Raw genomic sequence first — 16,569 nt, 5'->3', positions numbered from 1 at the left:
TCGGCGTGAATTTTTCTGTCTAACCGGAAATCAAAAGTCTGTCGGTATCATTGCGGTCGAATATTTCAAGCAGAAGTCTGAGTGCATGGCCGCGCACGCCTTCAAGCTGTGGGTTACGGGCGATTTCACGTTCGCTATCCTGCTGCATGGCGGTCAGCAGCAGTGCGAGGCGCGCGCCCTGTGCCAGACGAAAGCCGGGAAGGCCGGACTGGCGGTCCCCTGCGATGTCTCCGCCCCCGCGGATCCTGTAGTCCTCGTCAGCGATCAGAAAACCGTCATTGGTGTCGCGTAGGAGGCTCAGACGCCGGACAGCGGTGGGCGTGGCGCTCCGGTCGTGGAGAAGGAGACAAAAGGACTGTTTCGAGCCGCGACCGACGCGGCCACGAAGCTGGTGAAGCTGGGCCAGTCCGAACCGTTCGGCCTGTTCGATCACCATGACGGACGCAGCAGGGATGTCCACGCCGACTTCGATGACGGTCGTGGCGACAAGAAGCCGCGTTTTGCCCAGACGGAACGTATCCAGCGCTTCCTGACGGACGGTAATGTCCTGTTTGCCGTGCGCAAGACCCACAAGCCCCTCAAACCGCTGCTCCAGCGAGGCCCAGCGTTCCTCTGCTGCTGCCGCAGCCTGTGTTTCACTGTTTTCGATGAGCGGGCAGACCCAGAAGACCTGCACCCCATCACGCAAAGCCCGGCTGATGCCTGCAAGCACGCTGTCGAGCGAGTCCATGCTGTGCAGGGTCGTGCGGATCGGCTGGCGTCCGGGCGGTTTGGAATCCAGACGGCTGACGCTCATCTCGCCCCATTCCATAAGCTGGAGCGTTCGGGGGATGGGCGTTGCGGTCATAACGAGAATGTCTGTCGCTTCGCCTTTGGCGCTCAGGTTCATGCGCTGGCGGACGCCGAATCGGTGCTGTTCGTCGATGACGGCGAGGCCGAGATCGTGGAAGGTCACGCCATCCTGAAACAGGGCATGCGTTCCGATGACGATTTTTGCCGTGCCATCCGCGATGGCCGCGAGCACCTTGCGCCGGGCCGCGCCTTTGATCGTACCGCTCAGATAGACGCATTCCGTCGGGCAGAGGCGGGAGAGCGTTTCGAAATGCTGGCGAGCGAGGATTTCGGTCGGTGCCATGAGCGCAGCCTGAGCACCGGATTCCACGACCTGAAGCATTGCGTTCATTGCGACGAAAGTTTTGCCCGCGCCGACATCGCCCTGAAGTAAACGCATCATGGGGTTGGAGGCTGAAAGATCGGCGGCGATTTCTGCAATGGCCATCGTCTGGGCATGGGTGGGTTTGTGCCCGAAGCGCTGGAGCATTTCTTCCTGAAACGCGCCGGTTCCGGGAAAGCTGCGCCCGTGCCGCTCGCGGGCCTTGAGGCGTGCGAGTCCGAAGCAGAGCTGATCCGCCAGCAGTTCGTCAGCCGCAAGACGGGACAGCGCACGGTTGCGGACCGGCTCCCACGCGATGTCCGGCGGGATGATTTCGGGCGATTGCATCAGGCGCAAAGCCTGCGTGAAGGACGGCCATTTCCTTTGGGTGACAAGGGCCGGGTCCAGCCATTCCGGCAGGTCGGGCAGGAGGGGCAGAGCGGCACGCATCGCCTTGCGGACCGTATAGGGGAAAAGTCCGGCGGTGAGCGGCCAGACGGGTTCGAGCGAGGGGAAACTGTCGCGTTTGGCCCAGCTCACGACATGATCGGGCTGTGGCATCGTCAGTTCGCCCTGAAAATTGCCGGTTTTACCCGATACGAGAAGCTCGGTGCCCACGGTCGGACTGGGCATGTTGCGCGTCTGGAAGAAGACCAGATCAAGCTTCCCGGTATCGTCTTCGGTACGGATAATGGAAGGCTGCCCGGGACGCCCGGCCTTGCGCAGGGCAACGACCCGGACATGCGCCGTCAGGATTTCGCCGGGGACGAGATTGTGTCCATCCGCAACTGTGCGCAGAATGCGCCGGTCAACCACCCGCTCCGGCAAGGTGAACAGCAGGTCCAGCACCCGGCGACCGCCCGCGATCTTTTCCAGCAGGCTGGCATGTCGGGGACCAATTCCGGGCAGGCTCGTCAGCGGCTCGAAAAGCGGGGCGAGCGCGTGTTCTGTGTCGGCGTGGGAGACGAAATCGGGCAGGAACTGTTTGGACGGCATCGTGACAACGGGCGCTTCCCGTGCTCCTCGGGCTGACAGGCGATGGAACGGAAGGTATAGGGCATGAGCAGGATGGAACAAAACGAAACCATGACCCGTGAAATGTCCACAACGTCCTTCGACAGGTCTTTCGGACCGACCGTCTGGGGCGTGCCTGATGGCAGTGTGGCCTTTCTTCTCCGTCAGCGCCTTGCCGAGCATGACGGCCCGCTGCTTCACGTCGCGCGAGACGATGCTGCTGTGGCGGCGCTGGCAGACATGCTGGCGTGGCTCATGCCCGAAGTGGAAGTCCTGCGACTGCCGCCCTGGGACTGTCTGCCTTACGACCGCGTCTCGCCCAATCCGGTTCTGATCGCCGAACGGGCAGGGACGCTCTGCCGCCTTCTGGAGTCCACGAAGGCGCAGCGCATTGTTCTGACGACCGTGCACAGCCTGATCCAGCGTGTGCCTCCGCGTTCGGCGTTTCGGGGACAGTCCATCAGCGTGAAGACGGGCGAGAGCCTTGATCAGGCCATGCTGATCGAACTGCTGGTCGCCAATGGCTACACCCGGACCGATACGGTCATGGAAGCGGGCGAGTTCGCAACGCGCGGCGGCATTTTCGATCTGTTCCCGGCCGGGGAAAGCGATCCGATCCGGCTCGATCTGTTCGGAGACGAAGTCGAGAACATCCGTGCGTTCGACGTGGGAACGCAGCGCTCCACCGAGACCCTGAAGCGCTTCGAACTGCGCCCGGTATCCGAGTTCTCGCTGGGCCCCGACAGCATCAGTCGCTTCCGCACTGGCTGGCGCGATTCGTTTGGCCCGGCTGCAATATCCGATACAATTTACGAGAATGTCTCGGACGGTCGGCGCTATCCGGGGCTGGAGCACTATCTACCATTGTTCCATGACGGCGACGGCCATCAGATGGAAACGCTGCTGGATTATCTGCCGGGTGGTGCGGTCAGTTTCGACCAGCACGCACCGGAGATCCTCAAGGCGCGACTGGATATGATCGCCGATCATTATCAGGCCCGGCGCGTTCCGACGCGTGAAGGCGAAATCCCCTATCGTCCGCTGCCGCCGCACCGGCTCTATCTGGATACACACGGCTGGGAATCGATGCTGGCGGATGTGCCGTCCGTCATTCTGAACGCGTTCGCCATGCCGGATACGGCGCATGGCGTGGATGCGGGATACCGCCCCGGCCCACTGTTTGCGCGTGCGAAGGACGGAACGCGGGCAGGGATGTTCGAGGCTTTTGGCCAGCAGGTGAAAACCTGGGCCGAGGCCGGACGGCGCACCTATGTTACGGCCTGGAGCCGGGGCTCACGGGAGCGGATTTCGCATCTTCTGGCAGAACATGGCGTCACGGTCACATCCTATGACGACTGGCCGGATGCGGCGGGAATGCCGAAAGGCACGACCGGCCTGCTGACGCTGGGGCTGGAGCGCGGCTTCGTCTCGGACCGTCTGTGCTTCGTCTCCGAACAGGACCTTCTGGGCGAGCGGATCTCGCGTCCGCCGCGCCGTCGCAAGCGCGGCGAGCAGTTCATTTCGCAGGTCGGCGAAATTGCGGACGGGGATCTGGTCGTTCATTCCGATTACGGGATCGGGCGGTATGTGGGGCTTGAAACGGTCGTGGAAGGCCGGGTCGCGCACGATTACTTATCGATCCTCTATGACGGGGAGCAGCGCCTTCTTCTGCCGGTTGAGAACATCGAGCTTCTGAGCCGTTTCGGTTCTGAGCAGGCCGGGGTTCAGCTCGACAAGCTTAGCGGAACAGCCTGGCAGGCCCGCAAGGCCAAGATGAAGTCCCGCATCCGCGTCATGGCGGGCGAGCTGATCAAGACCGCCGCAGTCCGCGCCATGAAGGACGCGCCAACGCTCGCACCCGCCGAGGGGCTGTGGGACGAGTTCTGCGCGCGCTTTCCGTTCATGGAGACGGAGGACCAGTCCCGTGCGATTGCGGATGTGCTGGAAGACATGAGCGCCGGGCGTCCAATGGACAGGCTGATCTGTGGCGATGTGGGCTTCGGCAAGACGGAAGTAGCACTGCGGGCGGCATTCGTGGCTGCGCTTTCAGGCATGCAGGTCGCTGTCGTGGTGCCGACAACGCTGCTCGCCCGTCAGCATTTCCGGAGCTTCACGGCACGCTTTGAAGGCTTTCCGGTCAATGTGGTGCAGCTTTCGCGTCTCGTAACGCCCAAGGAGGCTACGAAGGTCCGTGAAGGAATGGCGGATGGCACCGTGGATATCGTGATCGGCACTCATGCATTACTGGCCAAAAGTGTTGCGTTCGAGCGTCTGGGCCTCCTCATCATCGACGAAGAGCAGCATTTCGGCGTCTCTCACAAAGAACGCTTGAAAGCGCTGCGGGAGGACGTACATGTCCTGACGCTCTCCGCCACACCGCTTCCGAGAACGCTTCAGCTCTCGCTGTCCGGTGTGCGGGAAATGAGCCTGATCGCAACGCCACCGACGGATCGTCTGGCGGTGCGCACGTTCATCACGCCCTTCGACAGCGTCATGATCCGTGAGGCCATCCAGCGTGAGAGGTTCCGGGGCGGCCAGGTCTTCTGTGTCGTGCCGCGTCTGGCGGATATGGATAGGATGGCCGAGCGTCTGGCGGAAATCGTGCCGGATGCCAAGACGGTACAGGCACATGGCCGTTTGACGCCGACCGAACTCGAACGGGTCATGACGGAGTTCGCGGACGGGAAATACGACATCCTGCTCTCCACCAATATCGTGGAAAGCGGGCTGGACATGCCCAGTGTGAATACGATCATCATTCACCGCGCGGATATGTTCGGTCTGGGGCAGCTTTATCAGCTTCGCGGGCGCGTAGGGCGTGGCAAGCAGCGCGGTTATGCGTATCTGACCTGGCCGCAGACGCGTCCGCTCTCGGCCTCGTCGGAAAAGCGGCTCGAAATCATGCAAACGCTGGATTCGCTCGGGGCCGGGTTCACGTTGGCGTCCCACGATCTAGATCTGCGCGGTGCGGGCAACCTGCTGGGTGACGAACAGTCCGGACATATCAAGGAAGTCGGGATCGAACTCTATCAGCAGATGCTGGAAGACGCCGTGGTCGATCTGCGTCGCGAACGCGGCAAGCGTCTGGAGGAAGAAGATAGCTGGACCCCGACCATCATTCTCGGTCTGCCGGTCCTGATCCCCGAAACCTATGTGCCGGACCTGCCCGTGCGTCTGGGGCTGTATCGTCGGATTGCAGCGTTGACGAACGAGGCCGAGGTCGAGGCGATGCGTGCGGAACTGGTTGATCGTTTTGGATCGCTTCCGCCGGAAGTCGGCAATCTGCTGGATGTGGTCCTGATCAAGCGTCTGTGCCGTGAAGCCGGGGTGGAGCGTCTGGAGACCGGACCAAAGGGTATGGTGATCCAGTTCCGTCGCAACCGTTTCGGAAATCCCGCCGCGCTGATCGACTGGGTGACGCGCAAGAAGGAATCAGGGGTAAAAATCCGCCCCGATCACAAGCTTGCGGTCATCCGCGAAATGACGAATGCGACCCGCATTGGCTATGCCAAGAAGGTCACGACCGTCCTGTGCAAAATGATCCGCAAGCTGGAAGCCGAAACGTCAGGGGACTGAGAACGGCAGCGGAATGCGGTTGACGGTCACGACGCCGCCACTCAGCCCGACGTCCCACAGGGTCGTATCGCCGCTCTGACGGCCCATCAGTCGGGCAATTGTGAGTGCGGCCACGACTTTCTTGGGGGCCGTATCACGGATCTCACCAATCAGGGTATCGACGTTCGTCACGCCGATATGCAGGTCCGCCGTCGACGTAGATGCTGTGGCGCCGGGCGAGATGGTGCCCTTGCCGTCGATGGCGCTGCTGCCCGTGATGGCATGCAGGGCGTTGATCGTGATTTGCTGGCGTGCGGTGTCGAGACCCTGAACCGTCAGGTCTGCTGAAAGCTGCGTGGGCATGAGTGGCTGTTTGGTATCGTGGATGCCAGTGCCCTCAACCTTCAGGCGCAGATCCGGCGTCGTCTGGACCGCCTGGATCGACGCCTTGCGGATCGTCATGTCGTGACCGGGGCGAGCGAGCGTCACACTCGTCCATGTGGCCTGCGGCGTGCCACCCCGAATGTCGCTGCTGTTGATTGTCAGGCTCTGGTTTTTGCAGGCGGGACTGATGCCGCCGCGAAAGGCACTGAGTGCGGCATAGGCGGCAACAGCATTGAAACGCTCCAGAGTTGCGGTCTCGACATGGCCGGAAGGGTCGGAGAGGGTCACGCCATGAATGTCGAGCGTGATATCCGTTCCGGTCAGCGCGGCATGCAGGGTCTTTGCCGTCAGTCCATGTGCAGTGTTCTGGGTGCCGCCCAGTTCATAGGTCATACACGAGGCGGGAAGGGCGGCAGGTTCGGACGCACTGGCCATGACGGGCGTCAGGAGTGCGGCAGTCGCGGCGAGCAGGGTAAGACGCAGGGACATGAGGGGGTTCCGGACTGTGAAGAGGGGAAAGAAACGTTAAGACCGTATTAGGGAATGAAGCGGTAAAATGATGGCACCTCCTCCTCTTTCGGAGAAATGCGCGTGTCGTCCTCCATTTCCGCTATGCCCGCCATTCCGCAGTATGTCTCCATCGTCAAGAATGAAGAGTCTTCAGCGAACAAGTGGGAAAAAACAAGCGTCCCTACCCAGCAGGCTGTTTCAGCTTTCCAGAATGATGCGTCTTCGATCAAGACGCCACAGCAGCTTCTGAAAAACTACAAGGCCCTCAAAGTCGTGCTGGGTGCCTATGGCATGTCTTCGGCAATCGGTGAGACGGCCGTTCTGACGAAGCTGATGACGCAGGACCCGACATCAGCCAAATCTCTTGCCCAGACGAGTGGCAACTCGTCATGGAAAGCATTTGCGAAAGCGTTTTCCAACTGGTCAACGTCTCCGTTGGCCTCCGCCGACACCATTCAGAAAATCACCCAGAACTATCTGACCAACAGCTATGAAAGCAGTCTGGAGACGGAAACACCGGGTCTGGGAGATGCTCTGTATTTCACCCGGACCGCCAGGACGGATATGACGCTTGAAAACGTGATGGCGGACCCAAAACTTCTGAAAGTTGCGGAAGTCGTGTCTGGTTTCGATTCAACGCAGTTCGGGGCACTGGATTACGATCAGCAGGTCCGTCTGCTCGGCTCGAAACTCGATCTGTCCAAGCTCAGTACGACCAAGGGAATCCAGCAGTTCGCCCAGCAGTATCTGGCTCTGTTGCAGATCCACCCCACAAAGACGTCAACACCTGCAAGCATGCTGACCCTCTACGGAGGAAACGGCTCCACAACCAGCATCCTTTCCCTTTTCACGGGCGACAGTTCAAGCAGCAGTTCTTCGCTGTATTCGGCGCTGTTCTGAATGCCCTGCTGACGTGACATCCTGTGTCCGGCCCTGTATCGCAGACACCTGACGGATTTCAGGTGAAGGGATATTTTCATGGCCGGACTGGACCCCACGGACTGGAACGGCATCCGTGAGATCGGACATCGGATGCTGGATGAAGTCTTCGATCGCATGGAACATGTGGGCGACGGCCCCGTCTGGCGACCGATGCCGTCTGCTGCCCGACAGAGCCTGAAGGAAGGTCTGCCGGAAAAGGGGCATTCCCTCGACGATCTGTATGGCCGCTATCAGGAACTTGTCGTGCCTTATGGCGTGGGAAATACCCATCCCGGTTTCATGGGATGGGTGCATGGGGCAGGGACGCCGGTCGGCATGCTGGCCGAGATGCTGGCCGGGGGCCTGAACGCCAATTGTGGTGGGCGCGATCACGCGCCAATCGAAGTCGAGCGTGAAGTAATCCGCTGGGCGTTGCAGATGGTCGGAATGCCTCAGGACGGATCGGGCTGTCTGGTGACGGGGTCGTCCATGGCCAATTTCATCAGCGTCATTACGGCGAGCCGCGCGCAGGACCTTGCGATCCGTAAAAACGGGATCGGCGGTCGCGGGCTTGTCGGCTATGCCGCAACAACAGCCCATGGATGTCTGCCCCGCGCGTTCGATCTGGCTGGGCTCGGCAGCGAGGCGCTCCGGCGTGTTCCGGTTCTGGCCGATCATCGGATGGATATCGGAGCATTACGCGACATGATCGCAGCAGACCGCAAGGCTGGTCTGGAGCCGTTCATGGTGGCGGGAACGGCTGGCACGGTTGATTGTGGAGCTATCGACGATCTTGTGGCGATCGAGGCTGTCGCTCATGAAGCCGGACTCTGGTTTCATGTGGATGCAGCCTTCGGAGCACTGGCCTGTCTTTCGCCACGTTTCAAAGATCAGCTTTCCGGTATCGAAAAAGCAGATAGTCTGGCGTTTGACTTTCATAAATGGGCGCAGGTTCCTTACGACGCTGGTTGCGTGCTGGTGCGAGACAGCCATAAGCATGCAGCGGCTTTTGCGCAGTCCCTTGATTACCTCGTGCGCGAGGAGCGCGGGCTTGCCGCAGGAGCCCCATGGTTTTGCGATTTCGGCCCGGATCTATCGCGGGGCTTCCGGGCGCTCAAGGTGTGGATGACGCTGGGCCATTACGGGTCCGAGCGTATGGGAGACATGGTCGAGACATGCTGTGACGTTGCAGCCGATCTGGCGCGGCGTGTGGAACGGACCGAAGGACTGGTTCTGCTGGCGCCTGTGACATTGAATATCGTCTGTTTCGGACTCGACGGTCTGGAAGATGCCGAAGTCTCGGAACTGGTGCAGGATCTGCATGAAAGCGGAATCGCCGCGCCGTCCACGACAAGGATCAACGGTCGGCTGGCGGTGCGTGCGGCGATCGTCAATCACCGCACCACAACCACCCATACTAACCGGATGCTGGACGCCGTTATTGCGTTGCGCGATGCCCGGTTGAAGGCGCGAACAGGGCGCTGAGCTGAGCCATCATGGTTCCGCCGAGGTCTTCGGCGGAACTGATGGTGACGCTGTTGCGGTAATAGCGCGTCACGTCATGCCCGATGCCGATGGCCAGAAGCTCCGTGGCCCGATCCGCTTCGATCCGGGCAATTACCTGACGCAGATGGTCTTCCAGATAGTTGTGCGGATTGGCCGAGAACGTACTGTCATCAACCGGCGCGCCATCTGAAATCACCATCAGGATATGACGGTGCTCCGACCGGCGACGCAGGCGTTTCCAGGCCCAGAGCAGGGCTTCGCCGTCGATATTTTCCTTCAGTAGGCCGTCACGCAGCATGAGGCCCAGATTGCGCCGGGCGCGTCGCAGGGGCGTGTCCGCATCTTTGTAGATGATGTGGCGCAGATCATTGAGCCGCCCCGGCTGGGGAGTACGACCGCTCTTGAGCCAGCGTTCACGGCTCTGTCCGCCCTTCCATTGCCGTGTGGTGAAGCCGAGAACCTCCACCTTCACACCACAGCGTTCGAGCGTTCGGGCCAGAATATCGCCGCAGATAGCGGCCGTTCCGATGGGACGCCCCCGCATCGAACCAGAATTATCGATCAGGAGGGTGACGACCGTATCGCGGAACTCGGTCTCACATTCATGCTTGCAAGACAGCGGCAGGGTAGGGTTTGTCACAACGCGGGACAGGCGTCCGGCATCGAGAATGCCTTCTTCCTGCTCGAACTCCCAGCGACGCTGCTGCTGCGCCATGAGGCGGCGTTGCAGACGGTGCGCGAGGCGCGAGACCAGACCGTGAAGCTGGGACATCTGCTGATCGAGTTTCTGGCGCAGACGGTCCAGTTCGTCCGGATCGCAAAGATCGGAGGCGTTCACTTCCTCATCGAAATCCGTGGTGTAGGCTTTATAGGTATTGAGGGCTTCGGACGGGCCTGTTTCCGCCTGCTGATCCGAAGGGCCAGCGGCTTCTTCCGTGCCATCTTCCGACATTTCGGCGGAATCTGTGGCTTCGCTTTCGCCCGAAAGGCCGGTTTCGCCACTTTCGGGCTGATAGCCGTCTTCTTCTTCCGTTGCGGCCGGAGCCTGCTGATCCTGCCCTTCGGTTTCCGGAGCGTCGCTTTCGGTTGTCTCTTCCTCATCGGACGGCAGATCGGACGGCGCGGCCTGCTCTTCGTCTTCATCCGGAACGGTCGTGAGCTGGCACGCGCCGAGGAAGCGCGTCGTCGCGCGTGCAAAGGCCGTCTGATCGCTCTGGGTGCGGGCCATGTCGGCAAGGGCGGATTTTGCCGCAGGCGTCAGAGCCGCGCGCCATTCATCAAGCGCAGGGCCTGCCTGAACCGGCATCGGATGGCCGCTCATGGCTTCACGCGCGAGCAGATCCAGCGCCACCGGGGCAGGCATGTCCTCGCGGGTTTTCATGCGGTTGCAGCCGATTTCGGCGCAATGCTGGGCGAGTTTCTGCTCCAGATTGGCGCGGACGCCCGCCATGTGACGGGAGCCGTAGACTTCACAGCGCGCCTGCTCCAGCGCATCGAAAGCCTGCCGGGCTACGGGTTCAGCCGGGGCGTTTGTATTCCGGTCCGCATGATACCGCATTCGCAGAGCGGCAGCGTCCGCAGCCCCCCGGATCTTGCGGATTTCCCAGTCGTGCATATGGCGCGACAGATAGGGAAGCTCCACATTTCCGGCTTCTGGCACTGCCTTGCGGTTTCCGCTGACGGCACCCTGAAAATCCACGCCTTGTTCCGGCGCGCCACCCATGGCGCGCAGGGTGGCGATGGTGACCTGACGAAAGCGTTCCTGCCGCTCTTCGTCGGTGAGGGAGGTCTGGGGGGCGGACAAGGGATCAGGCCAGTGGCGAAGCGTTGAAGCAGCGCTGGTAGTATTCCGCCACGATTCCGCGCTCGGCTTCGTCACATTTATTGAGGAAGGTCAGGCGGAAAGAAAACGCCACATCGTTGAAAATACGGTTGTTTTCTGCCCATGCGATGACCGTACGTGGCGACATGACGGTCGAGATGTCTCCCGCCATGAAACCGGCACGCGTGAGGTTCGCCAGTGCAACCATGCGTTCCACGAGTGTCGTGGCCTCCTGATTGTCCGCCGGGATTTTCAGCTTGGCCGTGACAATGCTGACTTCCTGTTCCAGCGGCAGATAGTTCAGGGTGGCGACGATGTTCCAGCGATCCATCTGGCCCTGATTGATCTGCTGCGTGCCATGATACAGGCCCGTCGTATCGCCCAGTCCGACCGTATTGGCGGTGGCGAACAGACGGAAAGCAGGGTTCGGCCGGATGACGCGGTTCTGGTCCAGAAGCGTCAGATGGCCTTCCGCTTCCAGCACGCGCTGGATGACGAACATCACGTCTGGACGGCCTGCGTCATACTCGTCAAAGATCAGGGCGCAGGGATGCTGGAGACACCAGGGCAGCAGACCTTCGCGGAATTCCGTGACCTGCTTGCCGTCTTTGAGCACGATGGCGTCCTTGCCGATCAGGTCGATCCGCGAAACGTGACTGTCCAGATTGATGCGGACGCAGGGCCAGTTCAGGCGCGCTGCGATCTGCTCGATATGGGACGATTTGCCGGTGCCGTGGAAGCCCTGAACCATGACGCGACGGTTAAAGGCGAATCCGGCCAGAATCGCACGGGTCGTGTCCTCATCGAACTTGTAAGACGGATCGATATCGGGGACATGTTCCGTGCGGATGGAATAGGCCGGAACCTGCATGTCCGTGCGAATGCCGAAGATTTCTGCCGAGGAAACCGTGAGGTCGGGCGCACCGAGAACGCTGGTCGGGACCGAGGAATTTTCAGCAGTGGTCACGGCTTCCGGGGTATCAATCGTCGCAAAATCACTCATGGGACTCTGGGGCTTTCTCTGGCTCTTGGATCAGGACGTTCTGAAGAAGATGGGGCCTTGGCGCCCTCTCTTCCAGTCTAAAAATTCAGGAAACGAAATCGTCCTGACGCGTGAAATGGACTTTGAGCGTGGCGTAGGCCGAGCCAATGGCCTTGAAACGCTCTTCGGACGTCGCATCGCCGATATTGGCGTCGGGATGATGCTGGCGGGCGAGGGCACGGTAACGGCTTTTCACGTCATCGAAAGACACGGGCCATGTCAGGTCCAGCGTGGCCAGCGGCTGCCGCAGAGGCTCGGGAATTCCGGCGGCCTGAGCGGACGCGCGCTGTCGTGCCGCATCCTTGGCCCGCTCCGCCCGGCTATGACGCGTCGCGCCAAGAATATCCAGCGGATCAATGACGTCGTCTTCGTTGAATTCTGCCTTGTTCGCCGTGCCGGTGCCCACCTTCCATGAGGGGCGTTGCCAGGAAACATCGGCCCGAAGATGCGCCTCGATCTGGCCCGGCGTCATGCCGCGATAAAAGTCCCAGCGGGAATTGTATTCGCGGACATGCTCAAGACAGAACCAGAAATACGAACGCAAGGCATCGCGCCCGCGCGGCGCACGATAGCCGGCAAGCTCGTTGCAGCCCGGATGGTCGCAGACCTGTTCCGGCGCGTCAGGATCGGGATCGAATGCCCGGTGTCTGGTGGATTTGCGCTGCATGGTGTCTGATATGGGCAATCACCGCCGCCCGATGCAAGCGGGCATTCCTCAAGCCGGACGATTTTCATCATGCCTGAAACAGCTTCACACCCTTCCGCACAGCCCTCCAGCCGACGCGAACGGATTGCAATCCTTCTTCAGCAGGGACTGACGCCCACAAAGCTCGAAATCCAGGATGACAGCGCCCGCCACGCCCATCATGCCGGAGCCAAAGCCCTCGGTGGCGGAGGTGAGACGCATTTCAACATCGCCATCACAAGCGCGCGTTTTGACGGACTGAACCGGGTGGCACGGCACCGGCTGGTCAATGACCTGCTGGCGGAAGAATTCCGCTCCGGTCTTCATGCGCTGTCGCTCGTCCTGCATGGGGAACAAACCCCATGAGACGCACTCTTTTTGCACTGCTGCTGCTTTCGGGCTGCGCGACCAGCGGATATGACCGCCTTCCCAAAGCCGACCAGAACGACGTGCACCGCATCGAAGCCTATCTGAACGGCATTCAGGGATTGCAGGCGGCTTTCGTCCAGCATGGACCGGACGCAGGTGAGAGCGGTGGCCGCTTTTCGTATATTCCGAGCCATCTCAGGCTGGATTACGTCGTACCCCATCCGATGGAACTCGTGGCCGGAGACGGTCATCTCGTTCTGGACGATCAGGGAACGGGCGCTGTCACGCATTTGTCGCTGCGGCATAACCCGCTTGGGCTCCTGCTGAAGCACCCGATCCGCTTTGATGGCGACATTCAGGTCACGGATGTGCGGCATGGGAACGGATCGCTTCAGATTTCCATAGCCCAGGCCGATAACCCCTCACAGGGCCTGCTGACGCTTCAGTTTTCGGACGTGAACGGCCAGCTCGGCCTGATCGGGTTGCAGGGTGTGGATGCCCGCCAGCATCATTTCGGCGTGTTGTTGTCGGATGTAAGACAGGGCGTGGTGATCGTCCCGTCCGTGTTCACGCCACCTGCGGGCTAGAGCCGAAGCGGGCGGCCCACGCTGCGGCAAGGGCGTCGTCCAGATCCTTCATCGTCAGGCTGTTGTCGAATCGCTGAAGGCTGGTGACGCCGAATTCGCGGATGCCGCAGGGGACGATCCCGTCAAAATCGTTCAGATCGGGGTTCACATTAATCGACACACCGTGCCAGCTCACCCAGCGGCTGACACGGATGCCCAGAGCACCGATCTTGGCTTCAAGCCCGCTCAACGGATCAACTGTCCAGACGCCGATCCGCCCCTCACGGGTGAAGGCCGTTACGCCAAGCCGAGCGAGGGCGTCGATCATCCAGCCCTCCAGACCTGCCACGAAGGCGCGCAAATCACGGGGAGGGACAGTGCCATTCTGCTTCGTCAGATCCATCATCACATAGCCGAGCCTTTGTCCCGGCCCATGATAGGTCCATTGCCCTCCACGCCCCGCGTCATAGGTTGGATAGCCGTGAGGGTTATAGAGATCGGCCTCCTTGGCTGAAGTTCCGGCCGTAAAAACAGGTGGATGTTCAACCAGCCAGACCAAAGGTGCGGCCGTTCCCTGATGAATCGCCCGTGCGCGTTCCTCCATGAACGCCAGTGCGTCAGGGTAGGGCGTCAGTCCCGGAGAGGACGTCCACAAAATTTCTTCATAAATCTCATCTCGGGTCATTGCCCTCGTATCTGTCATCGGCTATAGCCCCTCCCACACCGGACGGTCATGCACCAAGCAGGATCGTTTGTCACGGGGCGGCCGTGGCGGAATGGTAGACGCGCAAGCTTGAGGTGCTTGTGGGGGCAACCCCGTGGAAGTTCGAGTCTTCTCGGCCGCACCACTGACATTCAGATGTCGGTGTATCCCAATAAAAATCACTAATCTCCCGAATATTATTTTCTCCCTCAAGGGGGAGGGTTTTATTAAGGTTCCGATAGTCTGTGCCATCTTGTTGCCAGACTATTAAGACAGGGGTATTCCTTTAACGTCCTTGAAGAACGTCTGGACTTCCTGTTGGCAGTCGAGCGTCATTTCTTCCGATGTGTGAGGTTTCGTGATCAAGCCACTGAAAAAAGCTGTTCTTCCTGTTGCCGGTCTCGGTACGCGGTTTCTGCCCGCGACGAAGGCTATGCCGAAGGAAATGCTTCCTGTCGTCGACAAGCCTCTGATCCAGTACGCGATCGACGAAGCTCGCGAGGCCGGGATCGAAGAATTCTGCCTCGTGACCGGACGTGGCAAGGACAGCCTGATCGATTACTTCGACATCGCTTACGAACTCGAAGCGACGCTCAAGGAGCGTGGGAAGAAAAGTGCGCTTGAAGCACTGGCTCCCAGCAGTGTGCAGGCTGGATCTCTCGTCGCTGTGCGTCAGCAGGAGCCGCTGGGTCTGGGTCACGCGATCTGGTGCGCACGTTCCTTCATCGGTGATGATCCGTTCGCGATCCTGCTGCCGGACGATATCGTCAAGGGACGCAGCTGCATTGGTCAGCTGGTCGAAGCCTATAATCAGACCGGTGGCAATGTCGTAGCCGTGACGGAAGTCCCGCGCGAGCACACGAACCGCTATGGCATCCTCGATGTTGGTCATGACGATGGAAAGCTGGTGGAAGTGAAGGGACTGGTTGAAAAGCCTGCTCCGGAAGATGCACCGTCGAACCTGTCCATTATCGGTCGCTACGTGCTGACGCCGGACGTCATGAAGTATCTGGCGAAGCTGGAACGTGGTGCGGGCAACGAAGTCCAGCTCACGGATGCGATGGCCAAGACGATTGGTGAAGTGCCGTTCCATGGCCTGCGCTATGAAGGCACACGCTATGACTGCGGTGACAAGGCTGGCTTCCTTGAAGCGCAGATCGCGTTCTCGATCGATCGCGAGGACCTCGGGGCGTCGGTGAAGGCGTTCCTCAAGAAGTACAAGCAGTACACAGACGCACCCTGATCCCGGTCGGGTCCAATTCTGATCCGCGCTCTGCCTGCACGGTGTTCTCCTTGCAGGCAGAGCGGCAAAAGACCACATCCGGTCAGGTCAGGTCAGGTCAGATCCTGCGGCGAGGAGGCTGGCAAGCATGTCAGTAAGCGGGCCGTTTCAGTCCTTTCTTGAGCCAGGACAGATTGTTCTGCATCCTGACTACCCGGACTGGGGCTGGGGGCAGGTTCAGTCTGCTGTAGGCGAGCGGGTGACGGTCAATTTCCAGCATCAGGGCAAAGTCCTGATTGACGCATCCCGTATTACGCTCCGACTTCTGCCGAAATCACCGTGATGAGGGCAGGCCCTCGTATCGCTCGCGCGCTCCTCAATACACTTTTGCCTCCCGTCTGTGCGGCCTGTGGCACCGAAGTCATGACGGAGGGGGCTTTTTGCAGCACCTGCTTCCAGACAGCCCATCGGATTGTCTCTCCCCAATGTGATCGTTGTGGCGTCCCACTGGAAAACGAGGCACTGGGAGGCACACAAAACTGCTGTGCTGCCTGTCATGCTCATCCACCGGTCTGGCGTTCTGCCCGCGCCGCGTTCGTTTACGACGCCTGGTCACGACGCCTCATCCTGCCACTGAAATATTCTGATCACACCGAAAATGCTGCGGTTCTGGCAAGGCATATGGCTGTTGCGGCCCAAGACCTGCTCGAAAAGGTAACGCTCGTCGTTCCTGTGCCGCTGTATCGCACCCGGTTATGGAAACGACGCTATAATCAGGCAGGTCTGATGGCGCAGGGGGTGGCGAGGCTTGCAGAATTGCCTTGTGCGGTGGACGCTCTTCAGCGTGTCCGACCGACAAAAGCGCTGGCGCGCCTGTCCGCCGGAGAGCGCGAACAGGAAATGACGCAGGCAATCCAGGTCAGAAAAGGACGGGACACCCTGATACGCGGACAGGCTGTTCTGCTGGTGGATGACGTGCTGACCACAGGCTCCACGGCAACGGCCTGTACGCTGGCTCTGATGAAGGCCGGTGCGGCAAGCGTGGATATTTTGGTTGCAGCGCGGACCGGGAGAGTGGATGAACAAAACCCGCGCTTTGTCCAGGAATGAGAATCCT

At 60.5% G+C, this 16,569-nt stretch carries 14 protein-coding genes and 1 tRNA gene; 9 read left to right on the top strand and 6 right to left on the bottom strand.

Features of this window, described 5'->3' with window-relative positions; genetic code table 11:
• Window positions 1-19: 19 nt before the first annotated feature.
• Window positions 20-2,149 (bottom strand): ATP-dependent DNA helicase RecG, encoded by a 2,130-nt coding sequence (recG, locus tag HKD21_RS05410; RefSeq protein WP_194254588.1) that lies wholly within the window; start codon window positions 2,147-2,149, stop codon window positions 20-22.
• A gap of 72 nt (window positions 2,150-2,221) precedes the next feature.
• Between recG and mfd the strand changes: the two genes are divergently transcribed.
• Window positions 2,222-5,743 (top strand): transcription-repair coupling factor, encoded by a 3,522-nt coding sequence (mfd, locus tag HKD21_RS05405; protein ID WP_194254756.1) that lies wholly within the window; start codon window positions 2,222-2,224, stop codon window positions 5,741-5,743.
• On the opposite strand, the gene HKD21_RS05400 is transcribed toward mfd, so the two are convergent.
• Window positions 5,732-6,595, bottom strand: a complete 864-nt coding sequence (locus HKD21_RS05400; RefSeq protein ID WP_194254587.1) for a DUF2125 domain-containing protein — start codon at window positions 6,593-6,595, stop codon at window positions 5,732-5,734. The genes mfd and HKD21_RS05400 overlap by 12 nt on opposite strands.
• 102 nt (window positions 6,596-6,697) lie before the next feature.
• Here HKD21_RS05400 and HKD21_RS05395 point away from each other — a divergent pair, with 102 nt between their 5' ends.
• Both HKD21_RS05395 and HKD21_RS05390 read left to right on the top strand, forming a co-directional pair.
• Window positions 6,698-7,516: a DUF1217 domain-containing protein gene (locus HKD21_RS05395; RefSeq protein WP_194254586.1), complete on the top strand. Its 819-nt coding sequence runs from the start codon at window positions 6,698-6,700 to the stop codon at window positions 7,514-7,516.
• 78 nt (window positions 7,517-7,594) lie between these two features.
• On the top strand, window positions 7,595-9,022 hold the full coding sequence (locus tag HKD21_RS05390) for a pyridoxal phosphate-dependent decarboxylase family protein (RefSeq protein WP_194254585.1): 1,428 nt from the start codon (window positions 7,595-7,597) through the stop codon (window positions 9,020-9,022).
• Here the strand turns inward: HKD21_RS05390 and HKD21_RS05385 are convergent.
• The 3 genes from HKD21_RS05385 to HKD21_RS05375 form a co-directional block, all read right to left on the bottom strand.
• Window positions 8,976-10,847, bottom strand: a complete 1,872-nt coding sequence (locus HKD21_RS05385; RefSeq protein WP_194254584.1) for a cobaltochelatase CobT-related protein — start codon at window positions 10,845-10,847, stop codon at window positions 8,976-8,978. The two genes, HKD21_RS05390 and HKD21_RS05385, sit on opposite strands and share 47 nt — an antisense overlap.
• A 4-nt stretch (window positions 10,848-10,851) precedes the next feature.
• Window positions 10,852-11,868 (bottom strand): cobaltochelatase subunit CobS, encoded by a 1,017-nt coding sequence (gene cobS / locus HKD21_RS05380; protein WP_194254583.1) that lies wholly within the window; start codon window positions 11,866-11,868, stop codon window positions 10,852-10,854.
• Between the two features lie 85 nt (window positions 11,869-11,953).
• Window positions 11,954-12,574, bottom strand: a complete 621-nt coding sequence (locus HKD21_RS05375) for a J domain-containing protein (RefSeq protein ID WP_194254582.1) — start codon at window positions 12,572-12,574, stop codon at window positions 11,954-11,956.
• A 69-nt stretch (window positions 12,575-12,643) separates the two neighbouring features.
• Between HKD21_RS05375 and HKD21_RS05370 the strand changes: the two genes are divergently transcribed.
• Together HKD21_RS05370 and HKD21_RS05365 are read left to right on the top strand one after the other, a co-directional pair.
• Window positions 12,644-12,958, top strand: coding sequence for a BolA family protein (locus tag HKD21_RS05370; RefSeq protein ID WP_194254581.1), 315 nt, complete (start codon window positions 12,644-12,646; stop codon window positions 12,956-12,958).
• Window positions 12,955-13,548: a LolA family protein gene (locus HKD21_RS05365; RefSeq protein WP_194254580.1), complete on the top strand. Its 594-nt coding sequence runs from the start codon at window positions 12,955-12,957 to the stop codon at window positions 13,546-13,548. Before HKD21_RS05370 ends, HKD21_RS05365 begins: the two co-directional genes overlap by 4 nt.
• Here HKD21_RS05365 and lipB read toward each other — a convergent pair.
• Window positions 13,529-14,230, bottom strand: coding sequence for a lipoyl(octanoyl) transferase LipB (gene lipB / locus HKD21_RS05360; RefSeq protein WP_194254579.1), 702 nt, complete (start codon window positions 14,228-14,230; stop codon window positions 13,529-13,531). The two genes, HKD21_RS05365 and lipB, sit on opposite strands and share 20 nt — an antisense overlap.
• Window positions 14,231-14,289: 59 nt before the next feature.
• On the opposite strand from lipB, the gene HKD21_RS05355 reads away from it, so the two are divergent.
• From HKD21_RS05355 to HKD21_RS05340, 4 genes are all read left to right on the top strand, one after another.
• Window positions 14,290-14,375: transfer RNA gene (locus HKD21_RS05355), tRNA-Leu, on the top strand.
• A gap of 213 nt (window positions 14,376-14,588) precedes the next feature.
• Window positions 14,589-15,473 carry a UTP--glucose-1-phosphate uridylyltransferase GalU gene (galU, locus tag HKD21_RS05350; protein ID WP_194254578.1) on the top strand — a complete coding sequence of 295 codons (885 nt, stop codon included), beginning with the start codon at window positions 14,589-14,591 and terminating at the stop codon, window positions 15,471-15,473.
• A gap of 127 nt (window positions 15,474-15,600) precedes the next feature.
• Window positions 15,601-15,795, top strand: a complete 195-nt coding sequence (locus tag HKD21_RS05345) for a DUF3553 domain-containing protein (RefSeq protein WP_194254577.1) — start codon at window positions 15,601-15,603, stop codon at window positions 15,793-15,795.
• A complete protein-coding gene (locus HKD21_RS05340) occupies window positions 15,795-16,562 on the top strand; it encodes a ComF family protein (RefSeq protein ID WP_228121019.1) in 768 nt (255 codons plus the stop codon). The genes HKD21_RS05345 and HKD21_RS05340 overlap by 1 nt, the downstream gene beginning before the upstream one ends.
• Window positions 16,563-16,569: the final 7 nt, after the last annotated feature.

Origin of the sequence: Gluconobacter cerevisiae (assembly GCF_015244675.1) — a bacterium.
Taxonomy (GTDB): domain Bacteria; phylum Pseudomonadota; class Alphaproteobacteria; order Acetobacterales; family Acetobacteraceae; genus Gluconobacter; species Gluconobacter cerevisiae.
Note: the sequence above shows the minus strand (reverse complement) of the source record. Positions and strands in the feature narration are given on the sequence as shown.

What these genes read in the sequence shown, in the direction of transcription:
- HKD21_RS05365 (WP_194254580.1), top strand. Translation starts at nt 12,955, where the DNA reads ATGAGACGCACTCTTTTTGCACTGCTGCTGCTTTCGGGCTGCGCGACC.
- HKD21_RS05400 (WP_194254587.1), bottom strand. Translation starts at nt 6,595, where the DNA reads ATGTCCCTGCGTCTTACCCTGCTCGCCGCGACTGCCGCACTCCTGACG.
- cobS (WP_194254583.1), bottom strand. Translation starts at nt 11,868, where the DNA reads ATGAGTGATTTTGCGACGATTGATACCCCGGAAGCCGTGACCACTGCT.
- HKD21_RS05340 (WP_228121019.1), top strand. Translation starts at nt 15,795, where the DNA reads ATGAGGGCAGGCCCTCGTATCGCTCGCGCGCTCCTCAATACACTTTTG.
- HKD21_RS05345 (WP_194254577.1), top strand. Translation starts at nt 15,601, where the DNA reads ATGTCAGTAAGCGGGCCGTTTCAGTCCTTTCTTGAGCCAGGACAGATT.
- HKD21_RS05370 (WP_194254581.1), top strand. Translation starts at nt 12,644, where the DNA reads ATGCCTGAAACAGCTTCACACCCTTCCGCACAGCCCTCCAGCCGACGC.
- HKD21_RS05390 (WP_194254585.1), top strand. Translation starts at nt 7,595, where the DNA reads ATGGCCGGACTGGACCCCACGGACTGGAACGGCATCCGTGAGATCGGA.
- mfd (WP_194254756.1), top strand. Translation starts at nt 2,222, where the DNA reads ATGGAACAAAACGAAACCATGACCCGTGAAATGTCCACAACGTCCTTC.
- recG (WP_194254588.1), bottom strand. Translation starts at nt 2,149, where the DNA reads ATGCCGTCCAAACAGTTCCTGCCCGATTTCGTCTCCCACGCCGACACA.
- lipB (WP_194254579.1), bottom strand. Translation starts at nt 14,230, where the DNA reads ATGACAGATACGAGGGCAATGACCCGAGATGAGATTTATGAAGAAATT.
- HKD21_RS05375 (WP_194254582.1), bottom strand. Translation starts at nt 12,574, where the DNA reads ATGCAGCGCAAATCCACCAGACACCGGGCATTCGATCCCGATCCTGAC.